The 24,081-nt window shown below is 37.0% G+C and carries 26 protein-coding genes and 1 tRNA gene; 13 read left to right on the top strand and 14 right to left on the bottom strand.

Annotated features, from left to right (window positions below; genetic code table 11):
- Window positions 1-90: 90 nt before the first annotated feature.
- The 4 genes from rsfS to FFO06_RS08890 all read left to right on the top strand — a co-directional run bounded on the left by rsfS (window position 91) and on the right by FFO06_RS08890 (window position 2,236).
- The gene (rsfS, locus tag FFO06_RS08905; protein WP_028089786.1) at window positions 91-528 is read left to right on the top strand and encodes a ribosome silencing factor; all 438 of its coding nucleotides are present in this window, start codon (window positions 91-93) and stop codon (window positions 526-528) included.
- A 5-nt stretch (window positions 529-533) separates the two neighbouring features.
- A complete protein-coding gene (locus tag FFO06_RS08900) occupies window positions 534-1,034 on the top strand; it encodes a CGLD27 family protein (RefSeq protein ID WP_137907717.1) in 501 nt (166 codons plus the stop codon).
- 111 nt (window positions 1,035-1,145) lie between these two features.
- Window positions 1,146-2,099: an asparaginase gene (locus FFO06_RS08895; protein ID WP_137907716.1), complete on the top strand. Its 954-nt coding sequence runs from the start codon at window positions 1,146-1,148 to the stop codon at window positions 2,097-2,099.
- Window positions 2,100-2,159: 60 nt separating this feature from the next.
- Window positions 2,160-2,236, top strand: a tRNA-Met gene (locus FFO06_RS08890).
- Between the two features lie 236 nt (window positions 2,237-2,472).
- On the opposite strand, the gene FFO06_RS08885 is transcribed toward FFO06_RS08890, so the two are convergent.
- The 3 genes from FFO06_RS08885 to FFO06_RS08875 form a co-directional block, all read right to left on the bottom strand.
- Window positions 2,473-2,811, bottom strand: a complete 339-nt coding sequence (locus tag FFO06_RS08885; protein WP_137907715.1) for an ArsR/SmtB family transcription factor — start codon at window positions 2,809-2,811, stop codon at window positions 2,473-2,475.
- Between the two features lie 140 nt (window positions 2,812-2,951).
- Complete coding sequence (locus FFO06_RS08880) at window positions 2,952-3,266, bottom strand: hypothetical protein (protein WP_071604923.1); 315 nt, start codon at window positions 3,264-3,266, stop codon at window positions 2,952-2,954.
- Window positions 3,267-3,271: 5 nt separating this feature from the next.
- Entirely contained in the window at window positions 3,272-3,487 is a 216-nt protein-coding gene (locus tag FFO06_RS08875; protein WP_028082672.1) for a DUF433 domain-containing protein, read from the bottom strand.
- Between the two features lie 262 nt (window positions 3,488-3,749).
- Here FFO06_RS08875 and FFO06_RS08870 point away from each other — a divergent pair, with 262 nt between their 5' ends.
- The 5 genes from FFO06_RS08870 (at window position 3,750) to FFO06_RS08855 (ending at window position 8,116) form a co-directional block, all read left to right on the top strand.
- Window positions 3,750-4,199, top strand: coding sequence for a DUF29 domain-containing protein (locus FFO06_RS08870; protein ID WP_137907714.1), 450 nt, complete (start codon window positions 3,750-3,752; stop codon window positions 4,197-4,199).
- Between the two features lie 158 nt (window positions 4,200-4,357).
- Entirely contained in the window at window positions 4,358-6,466 is a 2,109-nt protein-coding gene (locus FFO06_RS08865) for a tetratricopeptide repeat protein (RefSeq protein ID WP_137907713.1), read from the top strand.
- A 98-nt stretch (window positions 6,467-6,564) separates the two neighbouring features.
- Complete coding sequence (locus tag FFO06_RS08860; RefSeq protein WP_137907712.1) at window positions 6,565-7,656, top strand: RNA-binding domain-containing protein; 1,092 nt, start codon at window positions 6,565-6,567, stop codon at window positions 7,654-7,656.
- Window positions 7,657-7,685: 29 nt separating this feature from the next.
- Window positions 7,686-7,814 (top strand): hypothetical protein, encoded by a 129-nt coding sequence (locus FFO06_RS22290; protein ID WP_255501571.1) that lies wholly within the window; start codon window positions 7,686-7,688, stop codon window positions 7,812-7,814.
- A gap of 44 nt (window positions 7,815-7,858) precedes the next feature.
- On the top strand, window positions 7,859-8,116 hold the full coding sequence (locus FFO06_RS08855; protein ID WP_137907711.1) for a hypothetical protein: 258 nt from the start codon (window positions 7,859-7,861) through the stop codon (window positions 8,114-8,116).
- A gap of 112 nt (window positions 8,117-8,228) precedes the next feature.
- On the opposite strand, the gene FFO06_RS08850 is transcribed toward FFO06_RS08855, so the two are convergent.
- The 8 genes from FFO06_RS08850 to FFO06_RS08810 all read right to left on the bottom strand — a co-directional run bounded on the left by FFO06_RS08850 (window position 8,229) and on the right by FFO06_RS08810 (window position 18,466).
- The gene (locus FFO06_RS08850; protein ID WP_137907710.1) at window positions 8,229-8,642 is read right to left on the bottom strand and encodes a type II toxin-antitoxin system VapC family toxin; all 414 of its coding nucleotides are present in this window, start codon (window positions 8,640-8,642) and stop codon (window positions 8,229-8,231) included.
- Window positions 8,639-8,896 (bottom strand): hypothetical protein, encoded by a 258-nt coding sequence (locus FFO06_RS08845; RefSeq protein WP_028088743.1) that lies wholly within the window; start codon window positions 8,894-8,896, stop codon window positions 8,639-8,641. The genes FFO06_RS08850 and FFO06_RS08845 overlap by 4 nt, the downstream gene beginning before the upstream one ends.
- Window positions 8,897-8,935: 39 nt before the next feature.
- The gene (locus FFO06_RS08840; protein WP_137907709.1) at window positions 8,936-10,141 is read right to left on the bottom strand and encodes an aspartate aminotransferase; all 1,206 of its coding nucleotides are present in this window, start codon (window positions 10,139-10,141) and stop codon (window positions 8,936-8,938) included.
- Between the two features lie 119 nt (window positions 10,142-10,260).
- The gene (locus tag FFO06_RS08835; protein WP_137907708.1) at window positions 10,261-11,412 is read right to left on the bottom strand and encodes an iron-containing alcohol dehydrogenase family protein; all 1,152 of its coding nucleotides are present in this window, start codon (window positions 11,410-11,412) and stop codon (window positions 10,261-10,263) included.
- Between the two features lie 211 nt (window positions 11,413-11,623).
- Window positions 11,624-12,163 carry a Ycf51 family protein gene (locus FFO06_RS08830; protein WP_137907707.1) on the bottom strand — a complete coding sequence of 180 codons (540 nt, stop codon included), beginning with the start codon at window positions 12,161-12,163 and terminating at the stop codon, window positions 11,624-11,626.
- 518 nt (window positions 12,164-12,681) lie between these two features.
- Window positions 12,682-13,977 carry an O-antigen ligase family protein gene (locus tag FFO06_RS08820; protein ID WP_137907705.1) on the bottom strand — a complete coding sequence of 432 codons (1,296 nt, stop codon included), beginning with the start codon at window positions 13,975-13,977 and terminating at the stop codon, window positions 12,682-12,684.
- On the bottom strand, window positions 13,959-14,801 hold the full coding sequence (locus FFO06_RS08815) for a YaaW family protein (protein ID WP_137907734.1): 843 nt from the start codon (window positions 14,799-14,801) through the stop codon (window positions 13,959-13,961). The genes FFO06_RS08820 and FFO06_RS08815 overlap by 19 nt, the downstream gene beginning before the upstream one ends.
- A 71-nt stretch (window positions 14,802-14,872) precedes the next feature.
- Window positions 14,873-18,466 (bottom strand): hydantoinase B/oxoprolinase family protein, encoded by a 3,594-nt coding sequence (locus FFO06_RS08810; protein WP_137907704.1) that lies wholly within the window; start codon window positions 18,464-18,466, stop codon window positions 14,873-14,875.
- Window positions 18,467-18,745: 279 nt separating this feature from the next.
- Here FFO06_RS08810 and FFO06_RS08805 point away from each other — a divergent pair, with 279 nt between their 5' ends.
- The 4 genes from FFO06_RS08805 to FFO06_RS08790 all read left to right on the top strand — a co-directional run bounded on the left by FFO06_RS08805 (window position 18,746) and on the right by FFO06_RS08790 (window position 22,872).
- On the top strand, window positions 18,746-19,051 hold the full coding sequence (locus FFO06_RS08805; RefSeq protein WP_028083898.1) for a hypothetical protein: 306 nt from the start codon (window positions 18,746-18,748) through the stop codon (window positions 19,049-19,051).
- A 490-nt stretch (window positions 19,052-19,541) separates the two neighbouring features.
- Window positions 19,542-20,756: an ABC transporter substrate-binding protein gene (locus FFO06_RS08800; protein WP_137907703.1), complete on the top strand. Its 1,215-nt coding sequence runs from the start codon at window positions 19,542-19,544 to the stop codon at window positions 20,754-20,756.
- 6 nt (window positions 20,757-20,762) lie between these two features.
- On the top strand, window positions 20,763-21,713 hold the full coding sequence (locus FFO06_RS08795; RefSeq protein WP_137907702.1) for a branched-chain amino acid ABC transporter permease: 951 nt from the start codon (window positions 20,763-20,765) through the stop codon (window positions 21,711-21,713).
- Window positions 21,714-21,897: 184 nt separating this feature from the next.
- Entirely contained in the window at window positions 21,898-22,872 is a 975-nt protein-coding gene (locus FFO06_RS08790; protein WP_137907701.1) for an RpnC/YadD family protein, read from the top strand.
- A gap of 427 nt (window positions 22,873-23,299) precedes the next feature.
- On the opposite strand, the gene FFO06_RS08785 is transcribed toward FFO06_RS08790, so the two are convergent.
- From FFO06_RS08785 to FFO06_RS21485, 3 genes are read right to left on the bottom strand one after another with little or no spacing between them, the layout of a single operon-like run.
- Complete coding sequence (locus FFO06_RS08785; RefSeq protein ID WP_137907700.1) at window positions 23,300-23,680, bottom strand: hypothetical protein; 381 nt, start codon at window positions 23,678-23,680, stop codon at window positions 23,300-23,302.
- On the bottom strand, window positions 23,677-23,859 hold the full coding sequence (locus FFO06_RS08780; RefSeq protein WP_137907699.1) for a hypothetical protein: 183 nt from the start codon (window positions 23,857-23,859) through the stop codon (window positions 23,677-23,679). The genes FFO06_RS08785 and FFO06_RS08780 overlap by 4 nt, the downstream gene beginning before the upstream one ends.
- A complete protein-coding gene (locus FFO06_RS21485) occupies window positions 23,856-24,071 on the bottom strand; it encodes a hypothetical protein (protein WP_137907698.1) in 216 nt (71 codons plus the stop codon). Before FFO06_RS21485 ends, FFO06_RS08780 begins: the two co-directional genes overlap by 4 nt.
- Window positions 24,072-24,081: the final 10 nt, after the last annotated feature.

Below are 24,081 nucleotides of genomic sequence, written 5' to 3'. Positions count from 1 at the left end.
TCAGTATTTAAAAGTTCTGAGAGTGTAAATTGTCAGTAAGTTACATAAGTAGACCAAGTAACTGCAAAAGGAAAAAGCACAAGAGGTTGAATGACTGAATCTTTAAGAGGAAATTTTCCATTGACAAAGAAAGCTGTGATCGAACCTAAAACTGACACAGAAACTACAAGTAAAAATTTAGCTCTAACTATTGCTGAAGCTGGTTATGAGCGTAAAGCCGGAGAAATTATATTGCTAAACCTGGCAAATATTTCTTACCTGTCTGATTACTTTGTGATCATGACCGGTTACTCTAAAGTACAGGTGAGAGCGATCGCTGACGCAGTAGAAGGACAAGTGGAAATTGAGTGGCAACGACGACCCCGCACCACAGAAGGAAAAGCGGAAGGAACATGGATACTACAAGATTATGGTGATGTCATCGTCCATATCATGATGCCAAGGGAACGGGAGTTTTATAATTTAGAAGCGTTCTGGGGACACGCGGAACGTATTTTCATGCCAAACTCCGATGATGTTGGGGGTTAACCGATATGATGCGCTCCTCTCTGGAGAATTGCCCAGTTCCTACAGAACAACAACCACTCAATGAGTATGAGGAATTAAAAAACGCCTGGCTATTTCGAGATAGTACCTTAAGCTGGAGCAACTACACCAAAAAAATCTTTTGGATTTGGGCTTGGTCTTGGTTGATAGCAGGACCTGTGGCAGCGGCCAGCTTTCCTCCCCAAAAGCAGATTTTTAATTTTCTGCTTTGTGGATCTGGCGCTGCTAGTGTTACTGTAGTGCTAGTCTTAATCAGGTTGTATTTAGGTTGGTTCTATGTGCGCGATCGCCTGTACAGCACCACTGTATTCTATGAAGAATCTGGTTGGTACGACGGGCAAACTTGGACAAAACCCCAAGCAGTCATTACCCGCGATCGCTTAATTGTTACCTACGAAATTAAACCCATTTTCCAACGCTTGCAAATTACCTTTGCCGCATTGGCTCTCATGTATCTTGTGGGAACTATAGTTTGGCATTTCCTGTAAATAGTTATTGGTCGTTAGTTATTATTTATTAGTTATTAGTAAAACAACTGACCACCGACAACCAACCACTGACCACTGATCACTGACAATTCACAAAGTAGATATAAACCCATGACAATGGGAAAACGAACTCAAGCCGCAGCCCTGGAAGTCCGGTTACTGCGGGAAGGTATTATTGAATCTCGGCATCTAGTCCAGGCTGTAGTTAGCGACGACCGGGGACGGGTTCTTTCTGTGGCCGGTAACGCTGAAACTGCTGCATTTGTCCGTTCTGCTCTCAAACCATTTCAAGCCCTGGCTGTCACTAGCACAGGCACATTAGAACGCTATGGTTTGAGTGACAAAGACTTAGCCATTATCACCAGTTCCCATAAAGGCAGCATAGAACAGGTAAGACAGGTATTTAATATTTTGTGGCGGGCAGATATTGACGCAAATGTTATACAATGCCCAATCCCCCAAAGTAAAAGCAGTCGTTTAGAATATAACTGCTCTGGTAAACACGCAGGAATGTTAGCGGTTTGTCAACAACGCCATTGGCCGTTAACTAACTATTTGGATCGAAAACACCCAGTCCAGCAGTTAATTATCACCAAAGTAGCAGAATTGCTGCGAATGCCAGCAGAAGAATTTCTCACAGCCCATGATGACTGCGGCGCACCTACATACCTGATGCAACTCAGTCAAATGGCCTCTTTATATGCTGTATTAGCTTCTAGCAATAGCGTGGATATGGAACGCATCGTTCGCGCTATGAACCATCATCCCACCATGGTGGCTGGTGAAGGAGAATTTGACACAGAACTGATGCGCTTAACTCCCAGCGAATTAGTTAGTAAATCCGGTGCAGAAGGTGTGCAGTGTATTAGCAGACTTGGGGAGGGTATGGGATTAGCTATTAAGGTAATGGATGGCTCAAAACGCGCTAAATACGCCGTAGCTATTCACCTCCTCCAACAAATGGGTTGGATTACCCCCAGCATAGCCCAAAGTCTGGCCGAGAAGTTCATGAACCTGGGGAAATACAAGCGTTTGGAAGTAGTTGGAGAATTATCGCTTTTATAGTTGACAAACTTTTGACTTTGCGTTATATTAAAGAAGTCGAGAGGAAAACGACAAAAGCGACGCGGGATAGAGCAGCCTGGTAGCTCGTCGGGCTCATAACCCGAAGGTCAGTGGTTCAAATCCACTTCCCGCCACCAAATGAATAAAAAAACAAATCTCTGTAGTCTTTCAAGATTGCAGGGATTTGTTCTATCTAGTCATCTCGTTATCTCGTTCCCAGTCAGAGACTGGGAATGCTATCAAGAGGCTCTGCCTCTACTATAACCTTGAAGGCAGAGCCTTCTGTAATTCATTCCCATACAGAGTATGGGAACGAGAAAACTTTTTCAGCAAGCCCTACTTAGAACAAATTTGTACCGAGTCTAATTCCCCGCTACTCACAACAGGAACGAGGAGTTAAAACCCCATAATTCAGACGAAACTCTGCTAAATATGTTTCTAGAACCTGAAATTGGGAAATATTCAAGCTGTAATAAATCCAGCGTCCTTGTTGACGGGAATTTACTAGACTTGCTTCTTTGAGGGTTTTGAGATGAAAAGAAAGTTTTGATTGATTTATTTCTAAAGCATCACATAAGTCACATACACAGAGTTCACGCTGACGCAGAAGTTCTATAACACTGATTCTAATGGGATCTGATAAGGCATGAAAACCCGATACTATTAAACTGTGAGTAGCAATAGGGGAAGTTAGTGGTTTATTTAAGAGCATTAGGTATCTGTCCTGATGATATTTGATTTGACTAGATAGGCGATCGCCTAATAATATTAACTTTAGTTAAGCTTGTACTGAGCTTGCCTAAGTAAGTCGAGATAACGTCCAGGATTTAAGGATTTTCAGGATCAGGATTTTTAGATTATAGAAATTTCTTGATAATCACCCAATTCAATTGTATTGATAATAGAGCAAACCTGATCAACTTGTGTTCTAATTTTTGGCCATGAAGTTGATAGTAAAACAACAATTGCAATTTGACGTTCACTCAAATTCTGTTGATAACGTAAATTCTGATCTGTGGTAACAAGTATTTGATATCCTTTATTTTCAGCAGCTTTTAGTAAATCTCCATTTGATAAATTAGACCATGCTTCTTCATAAGCATTGGGGGTCAAATCCCTGTTTTTATCCTGTAAATCCTTTAATCCTGGACATCCTGATTCAGACAATATATTTAAGCAGCTAATGTTTCAAGCTCATAATTAAGTACAGCTTCAACTTGTGATCTTTGTACAGGGGGAAACCACTCCAAAAACTCATCTACGGTTGCACCATCACGTAAATTTTCAAATAATGCAGTAACGGGAACTCTTGTTCCTCGAAATACCCATGCACCACTGACTTTATCAGGTTGTCTTTCTATAGCATCTAAAGTTTCCCATCCTTTCATTGTTTATTCCTCCTTGGTAAATGGAAAAGTTACATTTAGATTAATTATAAACTAGCAATTGTCAGAATCAGGATATCCAGGATTTGAGGATTTACAGGATTTGATTGATCACTATATGCTATACTCAGTGAATATGCTTGGAATAAGCAAAATGTTAAAAGAGTTTAAATTGTCTTGATTTTGCTAGTTTACAGGTTGATTGTCGAAGATTACAAATGATGTCACTTAAAATGAAATTAGGTCATTTAGAGGGTTTACAGCAATGACACAGACACCAATTGCAGTATCTTTGTATGAGCAAGACTATTTACTCTGGATTGAAGATATTGTCCACAAATTACGGAATAGAGATATAGAAGGACTAGATATTGATAATTTGATAGAAGAGATAGAGGACTTGGGGCGCTCAGATCAACGTGAACTTGAAAATCGGTTAGCAGAACTTTTAGAACACATTCTCAAGCGGAATTATGTGCAGATCCCTGATTGTTATCGTGGGTGGGTAGAATCAATCATTAAACAAAGAATTGGAATCAGAAAGTTACTCAAAAATTCACCTAGTCTCAAGCCTTATTTTAGCCAAGTATTTGATGAAGTTTATGCAGATGCTCTGAAAATTGTCCGCAATGGTTATCCACAGTGTGAGTTTCCTGATACGTGGCCGTTTAGTTGTGATATTGAAGCAATGTTAAATGTGGACTTTTGGGAATAATTGTCTGAATCAGGATGTCCAGGATTTCAGGATTTACAGGATGTGATTGTTAAATGTTCCTTCAGTAAATTAGACTAGATTCTAGTCAGTTTTAACCGACTTTGGCTTTGATACAGGGAATAAATTCCCTGGATTCCTTTAAATTTAAAAAATAAACTATGATTAATAATGATGATATCCAATTTTTAATTAGCAAGGCTGACGATTTATTGAGGAATTGTCAAAATGCTATTATTCTCAGCAAACATGGAAACGTATTATCAAAAAATGGACAATATAATAAAGCATTTAAATTATTTGAACGGTCATTACAGCTTCAACCTGATAATATTATTACTTTAACTAGCTATGGAAACGGATTATCTAAAGCAGGAAGACACGAAAAAGCTTGTGAGATTTTTGAAAGTTCTTTACAAATTAATCCCGATAATATCATAGCATTAACTAGCTATGGAAAAGCATTAGCAGAATCTGGAAATTATGAGAAAGCGTTTGGGATTTTTGAGCAAGCTTTGCAAATCAACTCTACTAATACAACCGTATTAAATAGCTATGGACAAGCATTAGCAAAATCGGGTAATTATGAAAAAGCATTTGAGATTTTTGAAAGTTCTTTACAAATTAATCCCGATAATATCATAGCATTAACTAGCTATGGAAAAGCATTAGCAGAATCTGGAAATTATGAGAAAGCTTGTGAGATTTTTGAAAGTTCTTTACAAATTAATCCCGATAATATCATAGCATTAACTAGCTATGGAAAAGCATTAGCAGAATTTGGAAATTATGAGAAAGCTTGTAAGATTCTTGAACATTCTTTACAAATCAAGCCTAATGATTTAATAACATTAACTAGGTATGGAGAAGCATTAGCAAAATCTGGAAATTATGAAAAAGCTTGTGAGATTTTTGAGCGATATTTACAAATAAAGTCTGATAATTATATATCTTTTATATACGCTAAATGTCTAGAGGAGTTATGTAAATACAGAGATGCCATATCTCAACTTGAAGCAATAGATTTTGATAGCCTACCGCAATATTATGTAAATGTTATTCATATCAATTTAGGAAGACTTTACTATGGTCTTAAATTGCAAGAACAGGGAAATAAATATTTTAACTTAGCAATTGCTAACTCAGATGATATAGAAAAATCATTATTATCTAGTGCTAGAAGTATCTTCGCTCATAATCCTTATAATGAAATTGCTGTTAAGATGTTACAACAAATTGCTGAGGAATCGCCACGCTATTCTCAAGCACTGGAGATGTTGACGCTGAATTTAAGTGAAGAAGAATATTTTAAAATGGTTAAATCTGATTACCAAAGTGGTGTGAATGACACCGAAATACTAAATCGAGCGATTTATCATAAAATTGCTAATGAAATTAGCATTCTCAAAGGGATTGCTTACCGGATTTTGCGTTTTTCTCAAACAGAATATCCCCTGCTTACAGGTATTATTAATGATATTGAGGATGTACTTGAAGAAGTTAACCGTCGTCGAGGATTGGAAAAATCCCAAATTGCCACTATTTCTAATGATCAATATGAGCAAATTCTAGCAATTATTTCCAAAACTGCTCATGATATTTCTGATTTTGTTAATAATCAGTTAGCAATTATTGAGTCTAAAACTAGACGTGCTATGAGAAAACTTGCTGTTGATGATCCTCACTACAAGCAATTTGAGAAACTATTAACACAACTAGAATTTACTCAAATTGCTCTTAATGATCTCAAAGCTATTAATGAAGGGATTAAAATTAAAAATCATCACTTTAAAATCAAAAAACTCTTTGAAAAATGGGAAGCTAATCCTCATATTGATAATGCTTCTATTACTCTGGATATTAACAATGGTGATTCAGAGTTTAATGGTGATGAAGAAAAGATCAAAAGTATTTTAAATGAGTTAGTAGAAAATTCTCTCAAACACAATGCTAAAAAACTAGATTTAAACATCTCCATATCTACAGAGGATATTATCAATCCTCCGGGAGTTCGTGGTGCTAATATTCCAGGTGAGCAAAAATATTTATTAATTGAGTTTAATGATAATGGTCAAGGAGTTCCCCCAGATAAAAAAGATTGGATATTTCAACCTTTAAAAACTACCGCTAGTGAAGGTCATGGTAGCGGTTTAGGATTATTTATTATTCGCAAAACATTAACACAGATGAACGGATACATCCAAGAAACTGGATGGAAAGGAGCTAAATTTAAAATCTATATTCCTTATACAAAAAGCGAAAATAGTTAATTTCGTGAAATTTGATATCAGTCACACTATCAGGTTATACTAGGAATATGGTATAATTTGCTTTATGTCGTTTTTAAATCTCTGAAACCTATAAAATTATGCAAACAGAAAATATTCATTTGCTATTAGTAGAAGATACTCCTCGTTACCTCCGTGAACTTGTAGAGTGGTTAAATGATTTTGGTTATCGTCATATTGAGACTGCTTCTAGTGTAGTTGAAGCAACAGAAAAGTTATGTAATCCTTTTGATGTCATAATTTCTGATATGCGAATGGAGCAAGATAACAGTGGATTTGCGATTGTGGAAGAGGTAAAAGCACGTAATCTTTCATCAGTAGTGATTATCCTCACTGCTAACGACACTGTGGTAGATTGCCGGAATGCGTTTAAATTAGGAGCATGGGACTATATTTCTAAAAATATGGAGGGTAATGTTTTTGATGCTGTCCATTATTCTATTCAAGAAGCTATTACCTATTTTAATCGTTGGGGTAATGTCCACAATGAACAATGGATAACTGAAAATCTGGAAATTTTAGAAAAAGACTATTGGGGTAAATATATTGCAGTCATTAATAAAACTGTGATTGAAACAGCAGATAATGAAGATACCCTCAACAAATTACTTGAGGAACGAAAATTAAGACGGTTTTTAACTACTATTAGAAAAATAGGTAATTTACAACCAATTTCTCACCTGATAAAATTACCAGAAAGTCCAAAATTAGAATATAAAAGCACTTTGCAATGGGATGTTAAACAAAATCGTAAAAATGAGGATTTGAGATTTAGTGTCCTGAAAACTATTGCTGCTTTTCTTAATTCTGAAGGAGGAACTTTAATTATTGGAGTTGAAGATGATGGTAATATTTTTGGTTTAGAGCAAGATTTAGCTATTCTTTCTAAAGGTTCTTTAGATCAATTTGAGCAGACAATTGTACACCTGATTTGTACGTACATTAGTGCTAATTTTATGTCATTAGTTACAATTCGATTTGAGACAATAGATAGTAAAATAGTTTGTGCAGTTGATGTCAGAAAGTCAGATGAAATCGTCTTAATGAAAGGTAAAGATAAAAAATTAGAACTCTACATTCGCGCTGGTAACACTTCTAAGTCTCTTATTGATACTCCAGAAATAGTAGACTTTTGTTTAAAACGGAGTAAACCGTCAGGAGAAAGTTATTAGACCAGGCTATAAACTCGATTCGTGGTATAGTGGAAATAGAACAAGCTAAAAGCGATCGCTCTTTAGAAACAACAGTACAAGTATTCAGCATTATCGCTACTATAGTATGTACTTTTCTAGCTATGTTGGGTGTATGGATCAAAAAGCGGAAATTGTAGGTGACAATGAATCATAACTTAGATATTTAATGAAGGAATAAATCATGAAAATACAAGGAATTATCAAAGGTAACACTATAGAATTATTAGATCAAATATTAGACAAAATTCTTCTACCTGATGGAGTAAAAATTTCTATAGAAATACCAGATAACTTAATAATTAAACAACCCAAATGGCCAGAGTTAGAAACTGTTATTGGTTTATGGAAAGATGATCCAGAAATTGATGAAATTTTTGATATCATTAATCAGGAACGTCATCAATATCATAAATTTAAACAGATTTCAGGTGATTGGTAATTGGCAATTTCACCCTATCCCATATCACCTTAATTATTACGCAGAAACAGAAACTTGCGATTGATAGCAAATACCCGCTTCCTTGAATCTTTGTAAAGCTTCACCCAAGCGATTATGGCTGAATTACAGAAATCTCCTCATTACGGTTTTTACGATAAATATTAAAATCGCTATCTAAAGTCATAATTGCACTATTAGGTATTTGTTCAGACATTCTCACCAAACAAGCATCAGCAAAGGACATTGGTACAGATTCATAACGATTCATTAAATGTCTGATATTACTTGCTTCTCCTTGCAAATCAAAAGAGATCGTGATTACATTACCCTCAATCAATTCAATAATTCCCTGTTGAATATGAGGTAAATCACGAAACAGAAAACAAGCTTCTGAAATCACAGCATCACAGGTGAATACAGGTAAATCAACCTGTCTCCATTGAGTTACAGCCCATTGATGAAAGCGATCAGATTTCCTCAAATAAGCAACCAAAACACCAGTATCAAGAATTATCTGCTGATTCATTTCTGCCCATATTCTTTCATGTATTTCTTATTAAAAGAAAGATCGTCTACCCCACCTTCAATAACTCCTTCCCATTTTCTCAATAGATCATGAGGAGAAGCTTCAGGCTTTTTGAGATTTGAGTTTTCAGAATCTTGATTAAGTTGGTGATTACCCAATTCAAATACTAGAAACTCAACAAAACGGAGAACTTGCTGCTGTTGATCTATAGGTAACTGCTGCATCGTAGTTACTACTTTTTCCAGAATTGTCATAATCTTAATGCTTTTGAGATTGTGTATTCACCTTAATTATTACGCAGAAACAGAAACTTGCGATTGATAGCAAATACCCGCTTCCTTGAATCTTTGTAAAGCTTCACCCAAGCGATCGCAATCAGCAATTAAACTAATTCTTACATAGCCTTCACCACCCACACCAAAAGCATTTCCCGGAGTGACTACTACCCCTGTTTGCTGTAAAACATTCAAAGCAAAATCTGTAGAATTCATTCCCCCCGGACATTTTATCCACAAATACATAGTTGCTTCGGTTTTAGGAATATTCCACCCCAATTTACCCAAACCATCAATTAAAAAATCTCGACGAGTGCGGTAACGTTGCTGCACTTCATGTAAATAAGAATCAGGAAGTTGTAAAGCGGTTTCTGCTGCTGTTTGTAAAGCGGAAAAAATGCCATAATCTAAGTTGGTTTTGAGTGTCCGCAAACCTTGGATCACGTGACGATTTCCGACGACAAAACCAACGCGCCAACCTGCCATATTATAGGTTTTAGATAAAGTGTGAAATTCTACCCCTATATCCTTTGCACCGGGAATTTCTAATAAGCTAGTGGGTTGATAACCATCAAAAGCTAATTCTGCATAACATAAATCATGGACTAAAAGGATTTCATACTTCCGCGCAAAAGCGACAATTTCTGCAAAAAATTCCCGGGGGGCGGTGGCTGCGGTAGGATTACTAGGATAATTAAAATAGAGAATTTTGGCTTTTCTGGCTACTTCGTCAGGAATGGCCGCTAAATCAATTAACCAGTTATTTTCTTCTTTAAGAATTAAATTGTGAATGACTCCCCCAGCAATAATCGGACCACGGAAATGTACAGGGTAAGATGGTGAAGGTACTAATACAGTATCACCAGGATTAATGTAGGCGATCGCTAAATGTCCCAAACCTTCCTTAGAACCGAGTAAGGGTAAAGCCTCACTATCAGGATTAAGTACCACTCCATAGCGACGATGATACCATTGAGTAATAGCTTTACGGAAACTTGCAGTCCCTTCAAATGGAGGATAACCATGATTAGCGGGATTTTGCAAGGCCGTCATGGCAGCTTCTATTACAGGTTGAGGTGTAGGACCATCGGGATTTCCCATACCCAAATCAATTAAATCCAGTCCTTGTTCTCTAGCTTTCGCTTTTAATTCATCTAAACGAGCAAAAACATAAGGAGGTAACTTTTGTATCCGTTCTGCGGGAGTAATCCAACTTAAATTCATTCTTTCAACCTCGAAATAGGGAACAGGTGACAGGTGATAGGTGACAGGTGACAGGTGACAGGGAATAGATGAAAATTTTACCAATTACCCATTACCTATTACCCATTACCTATTACCTATTACCCATTTTTAATTTTTAATTGATTTGGTGCAGTGGTAGAAACCATTGCGGCCATTAATTGTTCCAACGCTACTTTAAACGGTAAACGGTGGATATCAGAATTAGGTTCTAAACTAATTTCTGCTGCTGTTTGTAACTCACCCAAAGTGATATTACCTAATCCCAAATCTGCTAATTTTTGGGGTAGTCCAATCTCTGCGTAAAACTTCAACAGTTGTTGTCTTGCTGAAGCTGCTAATTGATTTCCCTGGATCATTTCTTCTAACCGCAGTTGTACCAGAATACCATAAGCGACCTTCTCCCCGTGAATGCTATTATGTCCTGAAATATGGGTTAAGCCATTATGAACCGCATGGGCAGCGACTGTGCGACATTGCGCCCCTCCTAGCCCCCCAATTACCCCGGCTAGGAGTACGGTTGCGTCTACAACTTCTTGCCAAATTTCCGTACCTGGGGACTGTAACGCAGCAGCAGACTTTTGTAGTAATATATCTCGTAAAACTCGCGCTTGTTGAACCGCAGCAATAATTAAAGTTTGTTGCAAATGTCCACTGCTAACCGATGCTTCGTACCATTTAGCGATCGCATCTCCAATACCTGCCACTAAGGTCCGTTGCGGTGCAGTCTGGATCAAATTATAATCCAAAATTAGCAAATCTGGACAGCGAGATAAAGCCACGTCATACAAAAACGCCCCCGTTGTTGAATATACATTAGAAAGGGCAGTCCACGCCGCGCAGGTAGCCGCAGAAGTGGGAATTGTGATCACTGGTAATGTTAACTGGTGAGCGACTAATTTAGCGGTATCTAAGGCTTTACCACCACCAATACCGATAATGATATCAGCCTTATGTTCCTTGGCGGCTTTGCGTAAAGCTTTCAGACTAGTTTCACAACAATCAGCGCCATAGGAAACCAAGATAGAATGTAATTGTTGAGATTGGAAAAGAGGTTTTAAATGCTCTTTACTCAGATTAAGAGTATGATTTCCGGCTACAATTAACGGACGAGTTCCCAAATTAGCGACTTGAGCCGCAACGGTTGATAATATACCAGCGCCGCGAATTACTTTCCCTGGGGAAATAGAAAGGCTGAAAAATGAACTAGCAGCTTGAGTAGACAAAGTTTCGGTAGGATTTTGATTAGGCATGATCTTTATTTTGCCAAAAATATTGATATTTCTTAATCAGATTTTAAAAAAATAATCTTTATTGTATTGTATATAGCAAAAAAAATGTGCAAATAGAGAATATAGGAAAATATTTATTTCCCAATATAGCGGACTGCTGAAAGCTAAAAAATGCTATAGCTTCTAGAGACGTTTACCGAAACGTCTCTATATTCTTTTTTTAATTCTTTTTTTACGAAATGTCTAATCCTGACGCAGCGGGTTTTGGTAGTGAAGCAAATTTGTCTAAATAAATTTTGATTGTCATTTCCGGGTCTTCACGACTGACTAGAGTGCGGTTGACTTCACCCAGGTATAGGGGTACAGACAACCCGATTTCTGGGTGGATAATGGTGCGGGCGCGGACTGTTAATTGCTTGTTTCCGCCGCTACCTAAGCGACCATAGGAATACAGGTTACTAGCTGCTTGACGTAAGGTAGCTTCTAATTCTGTGGGAGTGATTTCCGGGAAGGTGGAAATTACCGTTTGGTTAGAACCGTTATCATAAACTAGGGTGTATTTAACAGCACCGGGAATAACTGTACGACTCAAGGGAACAAGGGACAATGAAAATAACCCCCCTGTCAGTACCAGCATAAAGCCAGTTGCACCCACTAATCGAAAGCGAAAGCCCCATTTGAGTATAAAGGCTAAAATTGTCAAAACTGCAAATACTATTGTAGCAATACCTGACCATTGGGTGTATTGTAAAAAATTATCTGTACTAGGCATAGGGTTTTAATTACGAACTTTCTTATTTTACTAATTACAGTGATTTTCAGGTCAATGAACCACGGTTTATAGGAAATTGTTTCCTTCTAGGCGCGAAGGAAGAAGGTAATCAGGGTGTGGTGTAATTAAATAGATGAAATAGATGAATGCTGTTGTCAGTTTTAATTATCTCTGAATTTAAGTAGGTTAACGGAAAAAACCCAACATAAGTAACGAAAAGTAAAGTGGCCTAAAACCTGTAACCTGTAACCTGTAACCTGTAACCTGTAACCTGTAACCTGTAACCTGTAACCTGTTCCCTGTAACCTGTTCCCTGTTTTCTGTAACCTGTTCCCTGTTTTCTGTAACCTGTTCCCTGTAACCTGTAACCTGTTCCCTGTAACCTGTAACCTATAACCTGTCACCTATAACCTGTCACCTGTCACCTGTAACCTGTTCCCTGTTCCCTGTTCCCTGTTCCCTGTAACCTGTTCCCTGTAACCTGTTCCCTTGTCATAACGACAATTTTTAACGCCAACCTACTTATGATGTGATTGATATTGGTACATAACTCCACACAATGCAGCTAGAAATATCCAAGCCAGGGTATTTAACCGAATATCAAAGATGGTGATATCAACGGTATTAAATAATATCCAGCTGATAAATGTAATTAAATAACTAAAAAAGATGAGGCGATTTTTTGGTTCTATGGTTTGGGAGTTCCATAAAAGTTGACTAGCTGTAATTAATATCCAAATTAGTAACCCACAAAATAATAAGGTGGTAATTAGACCTGTTTCCGCTGATAACATTAAAAAGAGGTTATGGGGATGATTTATATCAATTTGCATTTGGGTTTTATACAGTTCATTAAAACTGCGTAAACCTGAACCAGTTAAGGGGTGTTTTTGGGTTAAATTTAAGGCAAATTCCCATTGGGTTTTTCTCATTAATGCTATCGGTCTATCAGGAAACATATCATCATTTAACCGCGCCCAAATTCCATAGGGAACGAATTTACGGAAAAATTCTGCCATGGGTGAAGGTGCAAAAGCTGCTAATAAAAAACAACTGGTAATACTGACAACAGCACCAACAATTAATCGCCAACCTTGATATAAAGCATAAGCTAAACAGGTAAAAATAGCTATCAACCAGCCATTGCGAGAATTAGTTAAAATCAAGGCGATAAGGTTAGCAAATACTGTAATTGTTAAAAAGATAATCAGGGGATTTTTTTGTTTGAGTTTCTGATAGTTTTCTAGCCATAAACCTAAACCTAAAATGAAAATAGTTACTAAATATGCGGCTAAAGTATTAGCGTGCATAAAGTTAGAAGCCATGCGTCCTTGTGGTAATCCTCCCGGTGCAACTATCCAATCAAAAACAATCCATAAAACCTGAAATTTAAAGTTCCAATTCAGAAATAATTGCCCAAATCCTATGATTAAAATAGGTACAGAACCAAATACTATTATCCAGGATATTTGTCTTAATTGGGTAGGTGTTTGTATGAGGGAAGTTAGTCCTGCAAAAAAGAAAAAGAAGGGTAATAAGTTAAATAAACCTAAAAAAGCATCTAGTTTGTTTGGGGCAAATCCGGTGCTAATGAGTAGTAAAATACTCAAAATAGCAAATCCCTGGTGAATTGGATACTGGCGAATGATATGGTATTGTTTGCGCCAAGTTAGTAATGAAGCTACAGCTATGGAAATACCCCCTAAAAATGGACTCAGGGGGAAAGATATTAGTCCAAATTGCAGCCAATTCCAAGGGGTTTGTAAGCGGAAATTCGGATGATAAAAGGTTTTTTTTAAGCTATTTCCCAGCATTCTGTACGGGTAAGACGAATTTGGGCGAGGGTAAAGACTGTAGGAATAATTCTGCCATAGTTTGTAGCGATCGCTTTCCAACCTAAATCAGCAAAAAACCAAGCCCACATCATTGGACCGACAAAAGCAAATACACTACGAACCGCACTATAACGGGCTGCGCTCATGGTCATACCCTGTCGAGACATTTGTAAAGCTACATGATTTTGAAACTGTTTAGTCGCTAGTCCTGTACCTGTAATTGCTGCTTCTTTAGCTACTTGGTAGGTAGCAAAATGAACAGCAAATTCACGGGCGATAGTTTGTAGTACAAAGGGTTGAATTACAGAAGTTACAGCCAAGGCGCTACCACCTTTAAATATTAATCCTAAAGGATCATGTTGCAATGATAATGGTAATGGTTGTTTTAAGTTCGATTCTACTAACTGACGTTGCAAATTAATAGTTAGTTGCTGCTTTTCTGTTTTCGGTAGTTGTTTCCAAACCTTTCCTAACAAATGTAAAAATACTTCTGCTTCTAAATCAACTGTTGTTAAATTTTGATCATAGTGAATTTTCAGATATTTACAGACTTGAATCAGGGCTTGTCTGTAAGTTACTTTACTAGTTTTTCTCCGTAATACCGTGATCCCGTCGGCCGCTAAAAAACGAAAACGGTTCTCGATAGCGTCTAACCACGCTTGACGGTCTTGGCTTTGTACTGTAATGGGTTCGGGGGTGTGAACATAATCTAAGGGGTTAAATTTGCGACTAAACAGAATTGCTGTCAAGTCCTGTAATTCTTCTTCGGTGGCTAATTCTAATACTGTCCTGAGTTCTTCCAATTTCCCGTCCTCTCTTCCGTACAACTTATCTGTCACCTATTCTACTACGTTATCAATGAAAATTCACCTCATCACAACTGGCTGTAGCCTCCACCACCAGGAGTTTCAATCACAAATATATCTCCAGGATTCATTTCTACCACGGCTTTGCTTGCTAATTTCTCCACAGTTCCATTATTTCTTTCTACATAATTTTTACCTACTATACCTGCTTCTCCACCACATAAACCAAATGGGGGAATAATGCGATGATTTGCTAAAATTCCTGCTGTCATATTTTCTAAAAATTGTAACCGCCGAATTACACCATTTCCACCGTGATATTGACCTTGACCACCACTATGTTGACGAATTGCAAAACTTTCTAAAATCACAGGAAAACGCCATTCTAAAACTTCGGGATCTGTTAATCTAGAATTAGTCATGTGAGTATGAACTGCGTCTGTTCCATCAAAATTTGCACCCGCACCAGAACCACCGCAGATAGTTTCATAATATTGATATTTCTCATTTCCAAAAGTGAAATTATTCATCGTTCCTTGGGAAGCTGCTAACACACCTAAAGCCCCATATAAAGTATCAGTAATTGCTTGGGAAGTTTCCACGTTTCCCCCAACTACCGCAGCCGGATAAGAGGGGTTTAACATACAACCTTGAGGAATAATAACTTCTAAGGGTTTCATACATCCTGCATTTAAAGGAATATCGTCATTTACTAAGGTGCGAAAAACATATAAAACTGCTGCTTTACATACTGCTGAAGGTGCATTAAAGTTATTATTTAATTGTGGTGAAGTACCAGTAAAGTCTATTTTGGCATTTCTGGAGTTTTTATCAATGGTAATTTCTACTTTAATCATACTTCCATCATCTAAAGCATAACTAAAACTACCGTCTTTTAAAACTTCAATAACACGACGCACTGATTCCTCCCCATTGTCTTGGACAAAACCCATATAAGCTTGGACTGTTTCTAAACTATAGTGTTCTACCATTTTTAGAAGTTCTTGAACACCGATTTGATTCGCTGCAATTTGCGCTTTTAAATCGGCGATATTTTGAGAAATATTCCTAGCTGGGTACGGTTCACTACTGAGTAAATTAATTAATTCTTGTTCACAGAAAATCCCAGAATTAACTAGTTGAAAATTATCTAATAAAATTCCTTCTTCTGCTATATTTGTACTATAAGGTGGCATAGAACCAGGAGTTATTCCACCAATATCTGCATGATGTCCCCGGGAAGCAACATAAAAAATGGGAAAATTAGCATTGAGAAATACAGGGGTAATAACTGTAATATCTGGAAGGTGTGTTCCCCCATTGTAGGGATTATTAGCAGCAAAAACATCACCCGGTTTAATATTATTTTCATGAGTGGAAATCAAAGCTTGAACACTTTCACTCATAGAACCTAAATGGACAGGAATATGCGGCGCATTTGCTACCAATTGTCCATGATGATCGAAAATTGCACAGGAAAAATCAAGTCTTTCTTTAATATTGACAGAGGAACTGGTATTTTGTAATGTTATACCCATTTGTTCAGCGATCGCTCGAAACAAATTATTAAAAATTTCCAACATAACCGCGTCTTGGCGATTTTGGATTTTCGATTTTGGATTTTTGGTTAAAGATCGAGCATTTCCATTATGCTTTAATATCAAATTCTGAATATTAGTTAATTCCGCTTTCCAGTTAGGTTCAATAATATTTGTACCTGTCGCTTCTACAATAATTGCAGGACCTAAAATACAGTCCCCCGGTTGTAAATTCTCCCGACGATAAACTGGAGTATTCCACCATTTTCCAGCCGTAAACATTTGTACGGTTGTCTCTGCAACAGGTAAATTATCATTTATTCGAGAAATTACGGTGACAGTTTGGCGATGATGATGTAATACTAATTCTACCGTTACCGCCTCCACAATTAACCGCTTTTCCGCGACAATAAAGCCATAACGCTGACGGTGTAATTCTGCAAATTGATCCTCTATTGCTTGTAAATCAGCGAAATCTACCACTAAAAGCGCGTCTGTTCCTTCATATCTTAAATGCAGCTTTTTATACAGCAAAATCTCTACATTACCAGGATTTTGGCGGTTTAATTCTTTTTTTCCCGCTGCTGCTAATTCTGCGAATACTGCTCTTAAATCTGACAACAATTTTAATTCTAAAACCGCTTCAATAGCTTTGTCTTTTAAGACTCTAACATCTGCTAAACCCATCCCATAAGCAGATAAAACCCCAGAATAGGGATGAATCAATACCTGTTTCATCCCTAAAGCGTCAGCAATTAAACAAGCGTGTTGTCCACCTGCACCACCAAAACAGCATAAAGTATATTCGGATATATCATAACCACGTTGGAGCGAGATTTTCTTAATTGCATTGGCCATTTTATCAACAGCTATGGTCAGAAAACCTGTGGCTACTTCCTCCGCTGGGCGATGATCACCAATTTCTGCTCTTAATTCCGCAAATTTACCCTTGACAATCTCTACATCTAATGGTAAATTTGCTTCTCTACCAAATACCTGGGGAAAAAAAGCCGGTTGCAACTTACCCACCATGACATTACAATCTGTGACTGTCAGCGGTCCACCTTTAGAGTAGGAAGCCGGTCCAGGATTTGCACCAGCGGATTCTGGTCCGACGCGATAGCGAGAACCATCGAAATGTAAAATTGAGCCACCACCCGCTGCAACTGTATGAATAGCCATCATTGGTGTGCGGAATCTCACCCCAGCCACTTCCGCCTCTAATGTGCGTTCATATTCACCATTGTAATGGGCAACATCCGTAGATGTACCACCCATATCAAAACTGATAATTTTATTAAATCCTGCTATGATGCTAGTTTGCACCGCCCCGACAATTCCCCCCGCAGGACCTGATAAGATACTATCTTTACCTTGAAATGTTTCCGCGTCAGTTAAGCCTCCGTGAGATTGCATAAACTGGAGGGTGACATTTTTTCCCAACTGACTGGCTACTTGATTGACATATCTTCGTAAAATCGGGGATAAATAAGCATCTACTACCGTTGTATCACCCCGACTAACTAACTTCATTAACGGGGTAACTTCATGAGATACTGAAACTTGAGTAAAGCCGATGTTTTTGGCGAGGTTAGCAACTTGTTTTTCATGGTTAGTGTAGCGATAACCGTGCATAAAAACAATTGCACAGGAACGAATGCCGTTATTGTAAGCTGTTTGTAGTTGTCGGTGAACACTATCTAAATTTAAGTTAATTAATACTTCACCTTGAGCATTGTAACGTTCTTCTACTTCAATCACCTGCTCATACAACATTTCTGGTAAAATAATTTGCCGAGCAAAAATGTCAGGACGGTTTTGATACCCAATTCTTAAAGCGTCTGCAAACCCCTTGGTGATAATTAAAACAGTTCTATCTCCCTTTTTTTCCAGGAGGGCATTTGTGGCTACTGTTGTTCCCATTTTAACAACTGCGATTTCTTGACTAGGAATAGCCGCGTGAGCAGAAATGCCTAAAATTTGCCTAATTCCCTCTATGGCGGCATCGGTGTACCGTTCGTGATTTTCGGATAATAGCTTATGAATTTGTAACTTACCATCTGGGCTTTTGGCGACAATATCAGTAAACGTACCACCCCTATCAATCCAAAATTCCCAAGTCATTGTAGATTACACCTCTGTCAATAGTTACAAACTTTAATCAAAACCCTAACTAGGTATTGGCAGGTTTAGCGATTCCGGTTCCAGGCTTCGCTATCATGAGTATATTCTATCTGATCAAAATATATCAATCTCAAGTGCAATCTGTGATATATGCTGATTTAAGGTTAGACTTTTAATATATGGGAAAAAAATACTTCTTTCCTTATCTATTGTAAAATTCACTTAACAAACAAAGATTGAGTTTAAATAAGTGCCATCAGATACAAAGGAGAAATAACAATGACAGAAAATACTCAAGAAAACAGTGGTAATACTGAACAAAGTTCTCAAGGAACAATGATAGTAGCTGGAATGCGTCCCATTACCACAGGGACTTTACAGGTAGTTGATACCTACAACTCCATGGGAATTCGTCCCATAGGTGCAAACACATTCCAAGTGGTTGATAGTATTAATTTGTCTGGTATTCGTCCCATTGCTTCCAGCGCTTTGGTAATTGCTCAAAACTATTCTATATTCGGAAATCGCCCAATAGCCCCAAATACTTTTGATGATTCCGAAATTTTGATGGGTTTTCTAGATTAGTACCAAAGTTAAGAATTGAGGAGTCAGAATGCTTGTATAAAGTATCCAATGTTTAGAGTGAGGCTATATTCGCCCAATACTAGAAAAACATCCTCTTAATTTTTCTGAGGTCGTTGCATAATTTCTACCGCCATTATGCAACACCGTGAATTTACCAATTTTATTGTGCTAATTTATAGCGGGCAGGATGCCCGCACCACAGACAGCTAACACACCATACCTCAAATATACTGCATTTAAGTATAATTTTATTGTGCTAATTTATAGCGGGCAGGATGCCCGCACCACAGACAGCTAACACACCCTACCTCAAATATACTGCATTTAAGTATAATTTTAATTGGTATAATTATAGCGGGCAGGATGCCCGCACCACAAGATACTGATATTTTCAAAAATCAGACCTACTACACTAACTAATTAGCAACTAATTATCAGTCCTTGTGTGGTTAAATAAATATGATCCCAAAACTATAACTATAGTTGAATCATGAACAAAACTCCTGGACTAACAACCACATTCTTAGCTACCTGCACTATTTTACTAACAGCTTGCGGCGGCGGTAATACCGGGACTAACACTGCAACTAATACCTCCACCCCTACATCTAGTGCTATCCCCATTGGCATCGCCTTTGCCCAGACTAGCAACGTGGCCTTACTAGGTCAAGAGGGTATAGCAGGTGTAAAAATAGCCGAAAAGTATTTTAATGATCAAGGTGGGGTTAATGGTACACCCATTAAATTAGTAGTGCAAGATACTAGTGGAGATGAACCAGGGGCAATCAACGCCTTTCAAACATTAATCAACAAAGATAAAGTGGTGGGTATTATTGGTCCAACTTTATCCCAACAAGCTTTTAGTGCTGACCCGGTTGCAGAACGTGCTAAAGTTCCAGTAATTGCAGCATCAAATACGGCTAAAGGTATTCCCGAATTAGGTGATTATATTGCTCGTGTATCTGTACCTATTGCTAAAGTTGCTCCCAATGCAGTCAAAGCAGCACTCAAACAAAACCCCAATATTAAAAAAGTGGCTGTTTTTTATGCCCAAAATGACGCATTTAATAAATCAGAAACAGAAATATTTCAAAAAACAGTTAAAGACGCAAAACTAGAAATAGTTACAGTCCAAAAATTTCAAACTACTGATACTGATTTTCAAAGTCAAATTACTAATGCTATGAATTTAAAACCAGATTTAGTGATTATTTCTGGTTTGGCTGCTGATGGTGGTAACTTAGTAAGACAGTTGCGAGAACTCGGTTATAAAGGTTTAATTATTGGTGGCAATGGTTTAAACTCATCTAATATATTGACAGTATGTAAAGCACTTTGCGATGGTGTAATTATTGCTCAAGCCTACAGTCCAGATCATGCTAATAATATTAACCAAAAATTTCGGCAAAGTTATTTAGATCAATACAAGAAAGAACCACCCCAATTTAGCGCCCAAGCTTTTACCGCTCTACAAGTTTATGTAGAAGCACTCAAAGCTTTAGATAATCAGAGTAAGATTAATAAATTGCCATTACCACAATTAAGAACTTCACTGAATAAACAGATATTAGCAGGAAAGTATGATACACCTTTAGGGGAAATATCTTTCACACCTATCGGTGAAGTAGTACAAAAAGATTTATATGTAGCCCAAATCAAAATGGATAAAGATGGCAATAGTGGCAAATTCACATTTATTAAATAGTCGGAAATGGATTTCACAGTAATTTTACAACAGTTGTTAAATGGGTTATCTATTGGCAGCGTTTACGCTATTTTTGCTTTAGGATATACCCTAGTTTATTCGATTTTAGGCATTATTAATTTAGCCCATGGGGCAATTTTTACTTTAGGTGCTTATTTTACTTATGCACTCATGGGCGGGAATTTTGGCTTTAGTGGTTTGTTAGCTAATGCAGCTTTACCCTTAAAATTGCCTTTTACAATTGCTTTGATTTTAGGTAGTATCTTGGCTGGATTAATCGGAGTCATCATGGAACGTCTTGCCTTTAAACCATTGCGGCGTAAAGGTTCTGACCCATTATTAACAGTGGTTTCTAGCTTGGGTGTAGCCGTGGTAATTGTTAACTTAATTCAATATTTATTAGGTGCAGAAAGTTACACTTTTCCAGCGGATACGTTTGGGAATTTACCAGCAGCAATTAATTTTGGTAGCGCCCAACATCCAATTCCTATTCGCACTGTACAACTAATAATTTTTGTTGTTTCCTTGATAGTTGTTTCCATGATTACCTATTTTGTTAATTATACTAAATATGGTAAAGCTATGCAAGCGATCGCTGAAGATCAAATAACTGCCAGTTTGTTAGGAATTAATACCGATAAATTCATCATTATCACATTTTTTATCAGCAGTTTCTTAGCAGGTTTAGCAGGAACTTTAGTCGCTTCTAGTGTCAGCATAGCCGGTCCTTATTTTGGAATTGGTTTTGGTTTACGGGGTTTAGCTGTAATTGTTTTAGGAGGTTTAGGAAGTATTCCCGGTGCAGTTTTGGGAGGTTTAGTTATCGGGATAATTGAAGCATTAGTTCCCGGAGAATATTCTGGTTATAAAGATGCTGTTGCTTTTGGCATCTTGTTTATGATGTTATTAGTTAGACCCCAAGGTTTATTAGGTAAGAAGTTTATTCAAAAGGTGTAGAATTAAAACATCCTCTAAGGAAATACAGAAATTAGAGTAATTTAGCTATCAGGAATCTTTGTTATGAAAGTGAACGGAAAAAAACCGACATAAGTAACGAAAAGTAAAGTTGCCCAAAACCTGTTCCCAGTTAAGAGTTCCCTGTTCCCTTGTCATAACGACAATTTTTAACGCCAACCTACTTATGAAAGAAGTAACTGCTAATTATGATGAATCTTGGAAAGAAGCATTAACGGAGTATTTTGAAAGCTTCTTAACCTTCTTTTTTCCCGAAGTCCATCAATTAATTGATTGGACACAAACGCCTCAGTCCCTTGATAAAGAACTACAGGAGATTACGGCTTCATCAGAAACAGAAAAACGTATTGCTGACCAACTTTATCAAGTTTGGTTACTGGATAAACGAGAAGTTTGGATATTAATTCATGTTGAAATTCAAAGTCAATATGAAGTATATTTTGGTGAACGGATGTATATTTATAATTACCGTTCCTTTGATTTATATCACAAACCTGTAATTAGTCTCGCCGTTCTAGGTGATGAAAGGCATAATTGGCGACCTAGTGCTTATGGTTATTCCCTTGGAGGGTGTGAAGTTAGTCTGAAATTTCCCATTGCTAAACTACTGGACTATGAATCTCGCTGGCAGGAATTAGAAGCTAGTGATAATCCATTTGCTATCATAGTAATGGCACATTTGAAAACTAAAGCAACCACTGGTAATTTATCAGAACGGGAGCAATGGAAATGGACATTAATTCGCGGACTTTATGATAGAGGCTTAACAAAAGAACAAATTGTTAAACTCTTTAAAATCATTGACAAAATGATGACTTTACCTGGGCAATTACAGCAAAAGTTACTAAATCAACTTAACAGTTTAGAGGAGGAAAGAAAAATGCCTTTTATCAGTCCTACAGAAGAAATGGCAATAGAACGCGGTAAAGAGATTGGTAAGGAAATTGGTGCATTACAAAATGCTCGTGATTACATCAAAACTGTTTTGCAAACTCGATTTGGTGAGGTTTCTTTAGAGATTATAGTATCTCTATCTCAGATTTCTAATTTATCTATTTTAGATGAAATGTTGAAATTGGCTGTAACAGTTAATTCTGTGGATGATTTTAAACAGACTTTGGAATTGACAATATCTAAATAATTAATTGCGAAGAGAATTTGCTAAAACAAATTAAGTTTTTTAACCCACCTTTTGCTTAATTGTAAATTCGGTGGGTTTTGTCTGTATAATCAATGATATCAATAATTATGCAAACTTCAATGAGGTTAATCGAATATAGCATATAATCATTTTACGAATATTCTCGTGAACAAAGAAACTACTTACCATTATTTCCTAGAGGAGAAGGAGAATTTAATACTATTCCAAAACGCATTTTAAAAATAAATATTGAAAATTAATTACACTACTGAATTGGGTAAAAACTTTGAGATTTTAGCTACAGTGTAATTAATATGATGAGCAATATATTTGAAAACTATTACTTTTCAGAAAATAAAATCGAAATGTGGGAGATTTACATGAAAATGCCTCTTTCATTTACCTACAATTTCCCACAGGTTTCTATTCACGCTTCTATTTTAAGACTAGGGGATACTTGGATTTTTGGTAATGGTTTTAATGGGGTATTTACTGGGGAATAACGACAATAACAAATAACTACTGATTCAAAAGTACCCAGAGGTAAATCTGGTACATATTCTTCTACCTTGGAAACCTCCCAATCACCAATTCTATAATGTGTACTTGCACCTGGAAATTCAGAATCTACATATTCTTCAATTTGACTAAATTCCTTGAGTCTATAACCTGGTTCGGGAATAGGTTTTTTAGAACCATCATAATGTTCAGCTAGGATATTAGTACAAGCTCCAGTATGAGATAGTAACATTTTTTTCCAGTTTTTTAACTGTCCTTTATCTGCTTTAAAAATAATATATTTACTCATTTTGATTCCTCATGATCATTAGGAAATTCTGTTTCACCTTCAAACACACAATCAACTTTGAGAATTTTATTATTAGTAGGTTCTACTTTCAATAATTCCCATCCGTATTTATCAGCCATTTCTTGACATTTATCTCTGTCTGTAGCTGCGTGTCTGGAAATTTTTTCTTCCTCTGTCATGGTGATTCTACTTGTTGAGATTTTTTATTTTGGGCGATCGCTCTCTTGACAATCACCTTAGCTAATTGAGGAACACTGAGAAACTCTCTAGCAGCCCAATCTTCTAAGTATTTATATTCATCTTCTTCTATGCGAATTGTCATTTGCGGTTTTTTGGAAGGCATATCTAACCCATGATTCACTACTCCTAAATTATCGTTCTTATTAGTCAATCAGACTAAT

Source organism: Dolichospermum planctonicum (genome assembly GCF_005402965.1).
Taxonomy (GTDB): domain Bacteria; phylum Cyanobacteriota; class Cyanobacteriia; order Cyanobacteriales; family Nostocaceae; genus Dolichospermum; species Dolichospermum planctonicum.
This window is presented reverse-complemented; position numbering and strand designations above follow the sequence as displayed.